Raw genomic sequence first — 13,459 nt, 5'->3', positions numbered from 1 at the left:
GTTGACGGGACTTCATCCTGACGATCCGGTGCTGGCGCGCTTCGCGCGCCTGCCGCGCGGATTGCGCATCATCTACGCCCGTCCCCGCACCTTCATCTCGCTGGGCATCGCCGCGCTCGCATTCTTTCTCCTGCCAGGCGCGCTGCGGCTGATCACGCGGCTCCTGATCAGCTGGGACATCTTCACCACGATCTACCTCGTGCTGGTCGCGGTATTGATGCTGAGGAGCGAGCACCAGCACATCCGTCGCAAGGCAGTGATGCAGGACGACGGCCGCTTCGTGATCCTGCTGGTTACCGCGCTCGGCGCCTTCGCCAGCATCGCCGCGATCGTGTTCGAGCTCGGCGCCTCCAAGCGCGACGCCCCGGCGCTGACGCTGGCGCTGCTCACGGTCTCGCTGTCCTGGGTGGCGGTGCATACGACCTTCGCCCTGCACTACGCCCACGACTATTATCGCGGCGCCAAGCCGGGCGGGCTGCAGTTTCCGAGCGGCGACAGCGACGAGCCCGCCGACTATTGGGACTTCGTCTACTTCTCCTTCATCATCGGCATGACCGCCCAGGTCTCCGATGTCGGGATCACCGACAAGGTGATCCGCCGCACCGCGACCGTCCACGGCATCATCTCGTTCGTCTACAACACCGCGCTGGTCGCGCTGATGGTCAACATCGCAGCCAGCGTGATCTCGTCCTGATCAGTTGCACACCTCGGCGGTGGCGTTGACGCCCGGGCCGCCGCCGCCGCGATATTCCAGCCGGCAGCCCTGCCGCACCGGACGGCACAGATAGGCGTCGCAATAGATCTGGCCGGAGGACGGCTTGGGCCGCGCCTGGGCCTGCGGCTTGGGCGGAGCAAAGCTCGGCGCCACACCGATGCCAACGCCGCCGCCGCCAACTCCGATCCCGACGCCAATGCCGACGTTTGGAGCCGGCATCGGCGCATTCGGCTCGGGTGTCACGCGGGCACGGCGGCGCGACGGCATATCCTCGTCGTCACTGGTGTCACGCTTGGCGACCGGCTTCTTCTCGCGCCGCTTCTCGCACTCGTTGTCATCATTCACAAACGAGCCCTCGGCGCAGACGATGCGGGTGCAGCGGTCGCCGTCCGACTTGTAGCCGTGCTGGCAGACCAGCGGGCAGACGCGCGCCTGTTTGAGCTTGATCGCCTGGAGCGCATCGGCCGACGCCGCCTGGGTGTCGAGCTTGGTGCCGGCGTAGCGGTTGAACTGCGACAGCGAGCGGCGCGAGGCGGAGCCCCAATCGCCGTCGGCGTCCTCGGTCAGGCAGCCGACGCGGCGCAGCTCGAGCTGCACCGACTTGGTGAGATCAGCCGGCTGCGACGCCGGGGTGAGCGAGGCCACCTGCGGCCCCTGCGTGGCTGCGGCCGGCGAGGTCGCCGCGCGCGGATTGTCCGCCGCCGCGAGCTGCTGCTCCTGGCGCTTCCGCTCGGCCTCGGCGGCCTGCTGCTGCGCGAGTTGATTGGCCTTCTCGGCGGCGACACGCGCCTGCTCGGCCGCCTTGGCCTCGGCCTCCGCCTTGGCCAGCGTATCCTTGCGCGCGCCCTCGGACGCGAGCCGTGCCCGCTCGGCTTCCGTCACGCGCGCCTTCTCGGCGGCGGCGGCGCGGTTCTCTTCCGCCGTCAGCTTTTCGATCTGCAGCTTGGCGAGGCTCGCATAGAAGCCGTCCGGATATTGCGCGAGAAACGCGTTCAGCGCGCCCTTGTTGCCGACCTGCATCGCCAGTTCGTAGTCGCGGCGCATGTCCGCCTGCGGATTGGCCGCCGGCGGCGTCACCGGCATCTGCGTCATGACGCGCGGCACGCCGGGCACCAGCGGTACGTCCTCGCCGCCGAGCGAGCCATACACGAACGGCTCCTGGCGGTTGCTGGTCGACTTCAGCACCTCGTCGCGGACGAAGCCGAACGCCTTGCGGACATCGAGCCCGGGGGTCGCGATGTGGCGCGACAGCGCCAGCGTGAACGGCGAGTTGCTGCCGTCGCCATCCTGTGCGGTCGAACCCGCCTTCGCCGAATAGGCGATCAAGGTGTTAGGGCTGGTCGGCTCGACCTTGGCGAGGCCGCGGCCGAGGCTGCGCGTCGCCACCGTCCGCTGCATGTTGCGGGTGAAGGGGTTGTCGCGGCAGGCGTCGAGGATGACGAGCCGCAGCTTCTTGGCGGGCTCGACGGCCACCAGGATGCGGTCGAGCGACAAGGTCTCATCATAGACGTCGGTGTCGCGCTCCAGCCGGGCATCGATCGGGATCAGGTAGTTGGAGCCTTCGACCTCCATGCCGTGGCCGGCATAATAGACCACCGCGATGTCGGCATCGCGCGCGGCATCGGCGAAATCGCGCAGCGCCCGCCGGGTCTCGCGCGCGGTGAGGTCGCGGCGGTAGTCGACGACGTCGAAGCCGGCGTTCTTGAAGGTCTGGGTCATCACCGCGCCGTCATTGGCGGGATTGGTGAGCTGCGGCACGTTCTGATAGGCCGAATTCCCGATGACGAGGGCCACCCGCTTCTCGGCGAGCGCGGGGTGGCCTGCGAGCAGCAGCGCTACCGCAACGAGAAAACCGCTCAATCGGATTGACCACGACATCTTGAACATACTCCCAGCCTGGGAAACCTGCTGGCTCTGCCTACCAGAGGCAGCCCATTTGGCTTGTGACCAGCATCACGCAGCCTTTATTTCCGGAACATGCCGCTTCGGCCAGTATATTTCAGTCGACCGAGCATCGGTTGCAGTTCATGGCTTGCCAAGCCTGATTTTGCATCGAAAATGCGATCCTTGTTTGTCTGGGTTTCAGGGAGCAGCCCATGAGCGCCGACCGTTCCACCGTCGAATCCGTCGTCCAGGGCTATTTCGATGCGCTCTATGAGGGCGACGCCGACAAGCTCGGCGCGGTGTTCCATCCCACTGCCGACCTGCGCTGGGTCGAGAAGGGCGAGCTGAAGATCCTGACCGTGCCGGACTGGCTGGCCTGGGTGCGCAAGCGCCCCTCCGCCAAGGCCGAGGGCAAGCCTCGCGAGGACTTCATCGTCACCATCGACCGTTCGGACGACAAGACGGCGTTCATCAAGGTGCGCTGCCAGCTGCCGCCGCGCTATTTCACCGATTATCTCGTCGCCATGAAGCTCGCCGACGGTTGGCAGATCGTCTCCAAGTCCTACCGCTACGACCTCCGGGACTGAGCCCGGCGCATCGACGCCAGGCTGTCCCCGATGGAAGAGCATTTTCAAATTTTCCTGATCCTGCTGGCCGTGCTGGCGGGAACCGCGCTCGTTGCGCGCCGGGCCAATCTGGCGCCGGCGATCCTGCTGATGCTGGCCGGTATCGGGCTCGCCTTCGTGCCGGGCATGCCGGCCTTCGCGCTGCCGCCGGAGCTGGTGCTGCTCGTGGTGCTGCCGCCGCTGATCTATTCCTCCAGCGTCGCGATGAGCTGGCGCGAGTTCAAGCGCAATCTGCGGCCGATCGTGTTCCTGGCGGTCGGCTGCGTGCTGTTCACCGCAGCCATCGTGGCCGCGGCCACCCATTTTGTTCTCGGCCTTCCCTGGAGCATCGGCTTCCTGCTCGGCGCCATCGTCGCACCGCCCGACGTGGTGGCGCCGCTCGCCATCGCCCGCCGGCTGCATCTGCCACGCCGGGTGATGGTCATCCTCGAAGGCGAGGGTCTTGCCAATGATGCGACGGCGCTGATCCTGTACCGCTTCGCGGTCGCGGCGATCACCACCGGCACCTTCTCGCTTCCGGTGGCCGCCGGCGAATTCGCAGGAATCGTGGTCGGCGAGATCGCCTTCGGCATCGGCGTCGGCTGGCTGATGCTGCGTGCGCGGCATTATTCCGACGACACCCGCGTCGAGATCACGCTGTCGCTGCTGACGCCGTATCTCGCCTACTGGATTCCCGAGCATGTCGGCGGCTCCGGCGTGATCGCCACGGTGGCTTGCGGCCTCTACATGAGCTGGAACGGACCACTGTGGATCTCCTCGGCGACCCGTCTGCAGGGCGTGTTCTTCTGGGACCTCGTGGTCTACCTGATCGAGGGCATGCTGTTCCTGCTGACCGGCTTCCAGATGCGGCTGATCTACGAGAAGTCGAAGGTCTTCCCGCTCGACGAGATCATCATCGCCACCGCGCTGGTCGTCGCCATCGTGGTCATCGCGCGGTTTGCCTGGACTTTTCCGGCGACGATCCTGCCGCGCGTCCTGAGCAGCTCGCTGCGAGCACGTGATCCGCTGCCGCCCTGGCAGCAGACCTTCATCATCGGCTTCACCGGCGTGCGCGGCACCGTCTCGCTGGCGACCGCGCTGGCCCTGCCTTTGACGCTGCCGACGGGCGACGGCTTTCCGTATCGCGACCAGATCCTGTTCGTGGCCTTCGGCGTGATCTTCTTCACTTTGATCGGGCTCGGCCTGACCTTGCCGCTCGTGGTGCGCTGGCTCGGCGTCGGCCGCACCGGCCGCGCCGAGCATGTCCGCGAGCACGAGCAGGAGATCGCCGCGCGGCGGGAGGTGCTCGATCGCGCATTGCAATCGCTGGAGACGATGACCAATGACCGCGACGTCTCCGAGGAGGTCGTGCGTCTCCTGCGCGCGCGGCACGAGGTCCGCGTCAACCAGCTGCCGGAGAACCTCAACCCGGACGACTACGATGCCTCCGCGCGCGGCATCGAGCTGACCCGCGAACTGATCGGCGTCGAGCGCAAGACCATTCATGCCATGCTCCGCGACGGCCAGATCACCGACGAAACCCGCCGCCGCATCGAGCGCGATCTCGATCTGGAAGAGGCGAGCCTCGCCAACCGGGAATATGGGCAGGCGCCGTTGTAGGCGTGGGATGCAGGCCTCGATGTGTGGGCGAGTTGTCGGGCGCAGTCGCTCGACGCGCACACCGTCATTGCGAGCGCAGCGAAGCAATCCAGGATGGTGGGCGGGACTCTGGATTGCTTCGCTGCGCTCGCAATGACGTGGATGGAGCGGGGTACACTTACGTCGACTGAGTTTGTAGACGCAGTTCATCACCCTCGCGCCCGCGTTTCGCGTCCGAGCATTGATCTTCTCTCTCGCCCTCACCAATCAGAGGGCGCAAGGAAGGCCGGGCCCCGACTGAGGCCCGTGGCCCGCCTGCGGAAAAACAAGCAGGCGGCAGGTACCACAGGTTCAGCCGGACAAGACCCGGCCCTCCCTGCGCAATGGTTTTAACGGCTGCTTCGCACTCTCCCCGGGGACCGGGCTTTCTTGCCCCCGTCACCGGCCCATCGTCGGCCAGCTTGGCATCAGCGTCGGGATGTCAGGACCATGCGACTTGACCGTCCGCGCCATGACGTTCGTCCGCGAGCCCATCGGCCCGCTGCGCCACGTCGCGTCCACCGCATCCCGCCTCCACGTTCGTGACGACCGCGAAGCGCCCCTCTTCAGTGAGGCGGGACGGGCGGAAGGATCGATCTGATTTGCCCGACGACACAAGGCCCGATGGCTGCGACATGGTAACGCGACGGGCAATTTGTGTCTCGCGAGCGCCGGCCACACCCACCGCTGTCGTCCCGGCCTTGAGCCGGGACCCATACTCACAAGCGGGTGTGATGACGAAGAACGCCGCTCCAGCTTGCGCAACAACTCAAGACGGTGGTTATGGGTCCCGGCTCAAGGCCGGGACGACACTGCTACTCTCTCCGCGCGTCATTCCGGGGCGCGCGAAGCGCGAGCCCGGAATCCATAGCCACGACTGCCGATGAGGGACGGGATCGATGTGGCGATCGTCTTCGACCCATGTCTGCCTGTGGTTATGGATTCCGGGCTCATTCGCGCGGACTCAAAATGGCTGCGCCATTTTGCGCGCGAATGCCCCGGAATGACGACGTGGAAAGAGTTAGACCGTCTCTGGCGAGATGATGCGCTGACCGCAATGAAGCGCGATAGCAGGCGGGCGCGCCCTCACCGCTCGATCATCCAGCGCGTCACCGCCTGATGGTAGTTCATCGGGCCGGGCACCGTCTTGTAGGTCTTCAGATAACGGAAGCCGGCCTTCTGCAGCGCGCGGTTGGGCGCGGTGTTGTAGGCGTGCGGCTCGCAGAACAGCTGCTTGAGCTGCAGGCGATCAAAATACAGATCGATGCTGCGGCTGATACATTCGGTGCCCAAGCCGCGGCCGCGCAGCTCGGGCTCGGTGACGTGCAGATGCATGTGGGCCCGGTTGCCGAACACGATGCGGTCGCAACTGGAGAAGCCGATCGGGCGGCCGTCGAGGCGCCAGATCACGAGCAGAGCCGCGCGTTCGGTGAGCGGCAGCTCGTAGAGCGTCTTGAACAGGCCGGCCCACACCGGCTTGGTCGGCAAGCGTGTGGGGTCGATACCCATCAGGTCGAGCTGCTCGATGCTGGATGAATAGAAATAGTCGATGACCAGCGCGGTCTCGGCGAGCTCCATTTCCCGGACATCGAGGTTCATTGCGGCATCCTCTTCAGCAGGCCTCAAGGTGCTGATCATGCGGGCGGTAGTGGGGCAGCGGGTGATCGCGCGGGTCACGGCAGCGGCGTGTCGGGAACGCATTCGCGCGCGTGGCGGAAGGTTTCAGAATGACGAGCAGGGAGCAAGCAGCCGCGGGTTGCAGGCAGAGGGATTGCTTCGCTCACAGACTGCCGCGCGTCAGACAACCGGCGTAGCGGCTTGAAGACCTCGCCCCGCTTGCGGGGAGAGGTCGGATTGCATCGTCAGATGCAATCCGGGTGAGGGGGACTCTCAGCACGGTCGGTGGGTGTGGCGGCCCCTCACCCCAACCCTCTCCCCGTGAAGGACGGGGAGAGGGAGCGCACCGTCGATGCAGTGGCAGGTGGGATTCAACTCACATGTGGCATACGAAGGAGGGCCGCGAACTAAGCGGCTTCCGCGAGGGCGCGCAGGCGCCCTCGGATGTAAGCCCCTGCCCTACTCCGCCGCGGTCACGCTCTCCGGCGCCTTGGCACCGCTTCCGTAGCGCTGGTCGATGTAGTCGATGACCAGGGCCTTGAAGTCGGCGGCGATCGTCGGGCCGCGCAGGGTGCGGAACTTCTTGCCGTCGACGAACACCGGCGCGGCCGGGGCCTCGCCGGTGCCCGGCAGCGAGATGCCGATATTGGCGTGCTTGGACTCGCCGGGGCCGTTGACGATGCAGCCCATGACCGCGACGTTGAGCGCCTCGACGCCCGGATACTTGGTCTTCCAGGTCGGCATCTCGTCGCGGATGAAATCCTGGATCGAGCGCGCCAGCTCCTGGAACGTGGTCGAGGTGGTGCGGCCGCAGCCCGGGCAGGCCGCGACCAGCGGCACGAAGGTGCGGAAGCCCATGGTCTGCAGCAGCTCCTGTGCTACCTGCACCTCGAGGGTGCGGTCGCCGCCGGGCTCGGGGGTCAGCGAGATGCGGATCGTGTCGCCGATGCCCTGCTGCAGGAGAATGCCGAGCGCGGCCGAGGAGGCGACGATGCCCTTCGAGCCCATGCCGGCCTCGGTGAGGCCGAGATGGATGGCGTAGTCGGAGCGTGCGGCGAGATCCTGATACACCGCGATCAGGTCCTGCACGGCCGAGACCTTGGCCGACAGGATGATGCGGTCCTTGGGCATGCCGAGCTCTTGCGCGCGTTCGGCCGAGTGCAGCGCCGACTGCACCATGGCCTCGCGCATGACCGCGCGGGCATCGCGCGGGTTCGCGGACTCGGCGTTCTCGTCCATCAGCTTCGACAGCAGCTCCTGGTCGAGCGAGCCCCAATTGGCGCCGATGCGCACCGGCTTGCCGTATTTGTTGGCGAGCTCGATGATGGTCGAGAACTGGGTGTCGCGCTTGTCCTTGAAGCCGACATTGCCGGGATTGATGCGGTACTTCGCCAGCGCCTCGGCGCAGGCGGGGTACTCGGTCAGCAGCTTGTGGCCGATGTAATGGAAGTCGCCGATCAGCGGCGTGGTGATGCCGCGCTTGTCGAGCTGCTCGCGGATGTGCGGGACGGCCGCGGCCGCCTCGTCGCGATCCACCGTGATGCGGACCATCTCCGACCCGGCGCGCGCCAGCGCTGCGACCTGGGCCACCGTGCTGTCGACATCGGCGGTGTCGGTGTTGGTCATGGACTGGACCACGATCGGCGCCCCGCCGCCCACGGCGACGTTGCCGACCATGACTTTGGTGGTCTGATGCCGGGGAGCGGGTCCGGCGATGTCGTTCTGGGGCACTGTCTCGGGCTTGTTCATGGGCGCTCGGATATCAGGTTTTGGTGACGGTCAGCAATGGATCAGTCGCGGCGGCGACCGCGCGGTTCGGGCGGTTTACGAGAAAAAGCCCAATGATCACAAGCACGGCAGCCAGGCCAAAAGCCAGCGTCAGGGCGTCATGCAGGATGAAATAGCTCGCCACGACCCCGAATAAAGGGGTGATGAAGGTAAATGCCGATAATTTGCTGGCCGAATAGGCCTTGATCAGCGCGAACCAGATCGTGAAGGTAGTCCCGACCACCCAGATCGCCTGATAGGCGAGCAGCCCGATTACGAACGGACTGGGAACATGGGTCAGCCGCTCGCCGGCGACCAGCGCGGCCGCGGCCATGATTGGGACGGAGACCGCGACCTGGTATCCGAGTGCGCGCTCCGGCGCGATCAGACGCATCCGGGTCCCTTTGATGAACACCGTGGTGACGCCCCAGAGCAATCCGCCGCCAACCACCAGGAGATCGCCGAGCAGGACGCGGCTGTCGACATTGGCCTGGGGGATCCCGATCGCGAGCGCGACGCCGGTGAAGCTCATGGCAAGTCCGCCCCATTGCGCCGGGCCGAGCCGCTCGCCTAGGAAGCGGAACGAGCCGAGCGCGACGAAGAACGGCGCGGTGTAGAGGAACACCACCGCGCGGGAGGCCGAGGTCAGCAGCAGGCCCTGATAGATCAGCACGAACTCGAAGCCGAACAGCGCGCCGGCGATCAGACCGAGCCACAGCGTGCCGTCGCGCTCGAACATCTTCACCCCGCGCAGCTGCGCGAAGATCAGCAGCACCGGCAGCGCGCCCGCCGAGCGGAACGTCGCCTGCAGCATCGGCGGCACTTCGGGCAGCGAAAGCTTGATCGCGATCTGGTTGAACGCCCAGGACAGGCAGAGCACGAGCGTGATGGCGATGGCGCCCGGACCGAGTGGCCGGGTGGCGGCGGACGAAGGGGACGGTGCGGACACGAGGACGGGGGCTCCCTAAGACGTTTTTGTTTTTGAACCGCGGAGGACTGCGGTCGGCGTGGTCTAGGTCCGCGTCGTGAGGCGAACGGTAGGGCGGCAGCGGCGGTGCCCTACCTCGCCCCGCTTGCGGGGAGAGGTCGGATGGCATCGTCAGATGCCATCCGGGTGAGGGGGACTCTCAGCACGGTCGGTGGGTGTGGCCGCCCCTCACCCCAACCCTCTCCCCGTGAAGGACGGGGAGAGGGGGCGCACCGTCGCCCGGGCGAAAATCTCGAATACGATGATTAGTTAGGCGTGTACACCTTGCGGCGCACTAAGGATCTTACGCCGCCTTCTGGCAGTGCGCGCAGAGGCCGGTGATCTCGACGACCGACATCTTAGGCAGGAACCCCGATGCGGCGGCGGCGCTCTTGAGGCTTTCGGCAATCGGCGCTGCGGGAACCTCGCCGACCGCGCCGCAGCTTTCGCAGATCAGGAACGCGACCAGCGCGGTCTGCTCGTGGTCATGCGCGCAGGCGAGGAACGCGTTGCGGCTTTCGATGCGGTGCACCAGGCCGTTGGCCATCAGGAACTCGAGCGCGCGATACACCGTAATCGGAGCCGGCCGCGTTCCGGACTTGGCGAGCTCCTCGATGATCTCGTAGGCGCCGAGCGGCCGGTGGCTCGACAGCAGCGATTCAAGCACCTGGCGGCGCTGCGGCGTGAACTTCTGGCCGCGCTGCGCGCAGACGCGCTCGGCATGGTCCAGGGCGTCGGCCGCGCAGCGGCCATGATCATGGTCCGGTGCCGGGAAAATGGGTTTGGCGAGGGTCATCGCTGACAATCTAGCATCTCGGACCGATCCCGCCAAAGGCTGCGGCCGAGCCATGCGTCAATCGCGGGACGGGGCCGCACCGAAACAGAATGAAATATTCATAAGCTTGCTTATCATATCCGAGGCTCATTACAGCCAAAGCTTAGTTCCCTCCGATCCCGAATCGAGACACTCATGAGCCGCACCTCCGCGGACGCCAACTTCCTGTTTACCCTCGGCGAGCTGCAGCGCTTGGTGCGCGCCTATGCCGACAAGGAAGCCGCGCGCTTCGGAATGACCCGCGCGCAATGGGCCGTGCTGGCCAAGGTCGAGCGCAACGAGGGGATGAAGCAGTCCGAGCTCGCCGAGCAGCTGGAGATGCAGCCGATCACCCTGACGCGGCTGATCGACAAGCTGGCAGACGCCGGCCTGATCGAGCGCCGCGGCGACGACACCGACCGGCGCGTCAACCGGCTGTATCTGAAGAAGGCCGCGCGCCCGCTGCTCGCCAAGCTCGGCGTGCTCAAGGCCGAGCTGACCGACACCGCCCTTCACGGCATCAGCTCAGGCGATGCCGAGCGGCTGATGACCCATCTCGAAGCCATCAAAGAAAATGTGAGAAACGCCCTGCAGTCCCTGTGTGACGAGCAGCGAAAGGAGCAGCGCTATGGCTGAGCCAGCCCTGAAACTCGCCCCCGAACAGAAGGCCAGCCCGGACGCGGCGCCGCCGGCGGCTGCCGCCGCGAAGCCGGCGCGTCCCGGAGTCCTGCGCCGCTACCGCCGCACCCTGCTGCTGGTGGTGCTGCCGCTCGTGGCCGCGATCGGCGGCTTCGTGCTGTATCTCAATGGCGGCCGCTACGTGACCACCGACGACGCCTATGTCGGCGCGCAGAAGGTTCTGATCACGCCCGACATCTCCGGCAAGATCATCAAGGTTCTCGTCAAGGAGGGCCAGCAGGTCCAGAAGGGCGACGAGCTGTTCGAGATCGACGCCGTGCCCTATCGGCTCGCGGTCGACCAGGCCAAGGCGGCGCTGGCGCAGGCGCGCACGGCCTATGACAACCTCACCGCCAACATCAAGATCTACGGCCAGATGCTCGATCTGGCCAACCAGGGCATCGACCTCAAGCAGAAGGACGTCGAGCGCAAGCAGACGCTCGCCAAGAACAATTTCGGCTCGCAGCTCGATCTCGACAACGCCGCGAACGCGCTGGTGACGGCGGGCGCACAGGCGCAGTTCATCAAGCAGCAGCTCTCCAACGCCAAGACCCAGCTGCTCGGCAATCCCGACCTGCCGCTGGAGGAATTCCCGCCCTACATCCAGGCCAAGGCCAAGCTCGAGGACGCCCAGCGCGATCTCGACCACACGATCTTGCGTGCGCCGATGCCGGGCATCGCCACGCAGGTCGACCAGATCCAGCTCGGCCGCTTCGTCGCCGCCGGCACGCCGGTGTTCTCGGTGATCGACATCAGCAATCCCTGGGTCGACGCCAACCCGAAGGAGAGCGACTTCACCTATGTCGCGGTCGGCCAGCCGGTCGAGCTCGACGTCGACGCGTTCCCGAACCACCGCTTCAAGGGCACGGTCGGCTCGCTGTCGCCGGGCACCGGCGCGCAGTTCGCGATCCTGCCGCCGCAGAATGCGACCGGCAATTTCGTCAAGGTGGTCCAGCGCGTGCCGATCCGGATCTATTTCGACAAGAACGACAAGTTCGTCGCCAAGCTGAAGGCGGGCATGAGCGTCAACGTGTCGGTCGACACCGGGCATGAGCGCACGCTGGCCGGGCTGTTCGGATCGGCGCACGCCGCCGAGAAGGAGTAGCGCGATGAATGCGCCTGCAGCCTCATCCGCGGTTCCCGGCTTCCGCCGGAACATGGTGACGATCTGCGCCATGACGGCGACGATCATGCAGGCGCTCGACACCACCATCGCCAACGTCGCCCTGCCGTACATGCAGGGCACCCTGTCGGCCTCGACCGACCAGATCAACTGGGTGCTGACGTCCTACATCGTGGCGGCCGCGATCATGACCGCGCCGGTCGGGTGGATCGCCAACCGCTTCGGCCGCAAGCGCACCTTCATCATCTGCTCGGCCGGCTTCACCATCGCCTCTGTCATGTGCGGGCTGGCGCAGGACATCACACAGATGGTGCTGTTCCGCCTCCTGCAAGGCGTGTTCGGCGCCTCGCTGGTGCCGCTGTCGCAAGCCGTGATGCTCGACTCCTACGCGCTGCACGAGCGCGCCAAGGCGATGGCGATCTGGGGCATGGGCGTGATGCTCGGCCCGATCATGGGACCTTCGCTCGGGGCGTGGCTGACCGAGACCTATTCCTGGCACTGGGTGTTCTTCGTCAACCTGCCGTTCGGCGCGGTCACCGTGCTCGGGCTGATGGCGTTCATGGAGGAGACCAAGCCGAATGCCGAGCTGACATTTGACTGGTTCGGATTCATGGCGCTCGCCATCGGCATCGGCTCGCTGCAGATCGCGCTCGACCGCGGCGAAGACCAGGGCTGGTTCGAGAGCAACGAGATCATCATCGAATTCATCGTCGCCGCGGTCGGCTTCTACTACTTCCTGGCGCATTCGCTGACGACGAAGCGGCCGTTCATCCAGTTCGCGCTGTTCAAGGACCGTAATTTCGTCGGCGGCTGCGTGTTCATGACGGTGATGGGCCTGGTGCTGTTCTCCACCATGGCGCTGTCCTCGCCTTACTTACAGAACGTCATCGGCTATCCGATCATCACCGCGGGCGTGCTGCTCGCGACCCGCGGCTGCGGCACGTTCGCCGCGATGATGCTGGTCGGGCGTCTGTTGCGCTACATCGAGGCGCGCACCCTGATCATCGTCGGCCTGTCGCTGACGGCGCTGTCGCTGTTCCAGATGACGGCCTGGACCGACCAGACCGGCGTTCCCGAGATCATCACCATCAGCATCATGCAGGGGTTCGGCTTCGGCCTCGTCTTCGTGCCGCTGTCGACGGTCGCGTTCCTGACGCTGCCGGGCGAGCTGCGCACCGATGGAACCTCGATGCTGACATTGGTGCGCAACGTCGCCAGCTCGATTGGCATCTCCATTGCGATCGCGCAGCTCACCGAAGGCACGCGGCGGAACCACGCGATCCTGGTCGAGCACATCAACCCGTTCAATCACGCTCTGCAGATGCCGAACGTGGCCGGTCTGTTGAACCTCTCCACCGATGCCGGTCGTGCAATGGCCGACGCGATGGTGATGGTGCAGGCGCAGATCCTCGCCTTCTCGCACGACTACCAGCTGGTGATGACGTTCATCCTGGTGTCGATCCCGCTCGCGGTGATGATCGGCTCGACCCGCACGGCATTACGCGCGCAGTCAGCGCCAGCCGATCATGCCGTGATGGAGTAGTTAACCAACCGATGTTCCCGGCACGGAAAAAGCGTGCGCTATTCGGACGCAGTGTGGCGGGAGTAGCAAAAAGGTGACCGCGACGTGATGGATTTGTAACTTCAATCC

At 65.9% G+C, this 13,459-nt stretch carries 11 protein-coding genes; 6 read left to right on the top strand and 5 right to left on the bottom strand.

Annotated features, from left to right (window positions below; all coding sequences use genetic code 11):
• Position 1: 1 nt before the first annotated feature.
• Complete coding sequence (locus ACQR0Z_RS02040; protein WP_434858232.1) at positions 2-694, top strand: DUF1345 domain-containing protein; 693 nt, start codon at positions 2-4, stop codon at positions 692-694.
• On the opposite strand, the gene ACQR0Z_RS02035 is transcribed toward ACQR0Z_RS02040, so the two are convergent.
• On the bottom strand, positions 695-2,593 hold the full coding sequence (locus ACQR0Z_RS02035; protein WP_434917528.1) for a caspase family protein: 1,899 nt from the start codon (positions 2,591-2,593) through the stop codon (positions 695-697).
• Positions 2,594-2,811: 218 nt separating this feature from the next.
• Between ACQR0Z_RS02035 and ACQR0Z_RS02030 the strand changes: the two genes are divergently transcribed.
• Together ACQR0Z_RS02030 and ACQR0Z_RS02025 are read left to right on the top strand one after the other, a co-directional pair.
• Complete coding sequence (locus ACQR0Z_RS02030; RefSeq protein ID WP_434858230.1) at positions 2,812-3,186, top strand: nuclear transport factor 2 family protein; 375 nt, start codon at positions 2,812-2,814, stop codon at positions 3,184-3,186.
• Between the two features lie 30 nt (positions 3,187-3,216).
• The gene (locus tag ACQR0Z_RS02025) at positions 3,217-4,824 is read left to right on the top strand and encodes a Na+/H+ antiporter (protein WP_434917527.1); all 1,608 of its coding nucleotides are present in this window, start codon (positions 3,217-3,219) and stop codon (positions 4,822-4,824) included.
• Positions 4,825-5,928: 1,104 nt separating this feature from the next.
• Here the strand turns inward: ACQR0Z_RS02025 and ACQR0Z_RS02020 are convergent.
• The 4 genes from ACQR0Z_RS02020 to ACQR0Z_RS02005 all read right to left on the bottom strand — a co-directional run bounded on the left by ACQR0Z_RS02020 (position 5,929) and on the right by ACQR0Z_RS02005 (position 9,989).
• Complete coding sequence (locus ACQR0Z_RS02020) at positions 5,929-6,441, bottom strand: GNAT family N-acetyltransferase (RefSeq protein ID WP_434917526.1); 513 nt, start codon at positions 6,439-6,441, stop codon at positions 5,929-5,931.
• 477 nt (positions 6,442-6,918) lie between these two features.
• Complete coding sequence (ispG, locus tag ACQR0Z_RS02015; protein WP_434858225.1) at positions 6,919-8,208, bottom strand: flavodoxin-dependent (E)-4-hydroxy-3-methylbut-2-enyl-diphosphate synthase; 1,290 nt, start codon at positions 8,206-8,208, stop codon at positions 6,919-6,921.
• A gap of 13 nt (positions 8,209-8,221) precedes the next feature.
• Positions 8,222-9,175: a DMT family transporter gene (locus ACQR0Z_RS02010; RefSeq protein WP_434917525.1), complete on the bottom strand. Its 954-nt coding sequence runs from the start codon at positions 9,173-9,175 to the stop codon at positions 8,222-8,224.
• A gap of 322 nt (positions 9,176-9,497) precedes the next feature.
• Entirely contained in the window at positions 9,498-9,989 is a 492-nt protein-coding gene (locus ACQR0Z_RS02005; RefSeq protein ID WP_434858223.1) for a Fur family transcriptional regulator, read from the bottom strand.
• 174 nt (positions 9,990-10,163) lie between these two features.
• Between ACQR0Z_RS02005 and ACQR0Z_RS02000 the strand changes: the two genes are divergently transcribed.
• Genes ACQR0Z_RS02000 through ACQR0Z_RS01990 form a run of 3 tightly spaced genes read left to right on the top strand, consistent with a single transcriptional unit; the run spans position 10,164 to position 13,351 of the window.
• On the top strand, positions 10,164-10,643 hold the full coding sequence (locus ACQR0Z_RS02000; protein WP_434917524.1) for a MarR family winged helix-turn-helix transcriptional regulator: 480 nt from the start codon (positions 10,164-10,166) through the stop codon (positions 10,641-10,643).
• A complete protein-coding gene (locus ACQR0Z_RS01995; RefSeq protein ID WP_434917523.1) occupies positions 10,636-11,790 on the top strand; it encodes an HlyD family secretion protein in 1,155 nt (384 codons plus the stop codon). The genes ACQR0Z_RS02000 and ACQR0Z_RS01995 overlap by 8 nt, the downstream gene beginning before the upstream one ends.
• A 4-nt stretch (positions 11,791-11,794) precedes the next feature.
• Entirely contained in the window at positions 11,795-13,351 is a 1,557-nt protein-coding gene (locus ACQR0Z_RS01990; RefSeq protein ID WP_434917522.1) for a DHA2 family efflux MFS transporter permease subunit, read from the top strand.
• Positions 13,352-13,459 lie beyond the last annotated feature (108 nt).

This window comes from Bradyrhizobium sp. HKCCYLS3077 (assembly GCF_051167555.1).
Classification (GTDB): Bacteria; Pseudomonadota; Alphaproteobacteria; order Rhizobiales; family Xanthobacteraceae; genus Bradyrhizobium.
Note: the sequence above shows the minus strand (reverse complement) of the source record. Positions and strands in the feature narration are given on the sequence as shown.

Coding starts and splice junctions, on each gene's coding strand:
- ACQR0Z_RS02005 (WP_434858223.1), bottom strand. CDS start 9,989: ATGACCCTCGCCAAACCCATTTTCCCGGCACCGGACCATGATCATGGC.
- ACQR0Z_RS02020 (WP_434917526.1), bottom strand. CDS start 6,441: ATGAACCTCGATGTCCGGGAAATGGAGCTCGCCGAGACCGCGCTGGTC.
- ACQR0Z_RS02025 (WP_434917527.1), top strand. CDS start 3,217: ATGGAAGAGCATTTTCAAATTTTCCTGATCCTGCTGGCCGTGCTGGCG.
- ispG (WP_434858225.1), bottom strand. CDS start 8,208: ATGAACAAGCCCGAGACAGTGCCCCAGAACGACATCGCCGGACCCGCT.
- ACQR0Z_RS01990 (WP_434917522.1), top strand. CDS start 11,795: ATGAATGCGCCTGCAGCCTCATCCGCGGTTCCCGGCTTCCGCCGGAAC.
- ACQR0Z_RS02035 (WP_434917528.1), bottom strand. CDS start 2,593: ATGTCGTGGTCAATCCGATTGAGCGGTTTTCTCGTTGCGGTAGCGCTG.
- ACQR0Z_RS02000 (WP_434917524.1), top strand. CDS start 10,164: ATGAGCCGCACCTCCGCGGACGCCAACTTCCTGTTTACCCTCGGCGAG.
- ACQR0Z_RS02030 (WP_434858230.1), top strand. CDS start 2,812: ATGAGCGCCGACCGTTCCACCGTCGAATCCGTCGTCCAGGGCTATTTC.
- ACQR0Z_RS01995 (WP_434917523.1), top strand. CDS start 10,636: ATGGCTGAGCCAGCCCTGAAACTCGCCCCCGAACAGAAGGCCAGCCCG.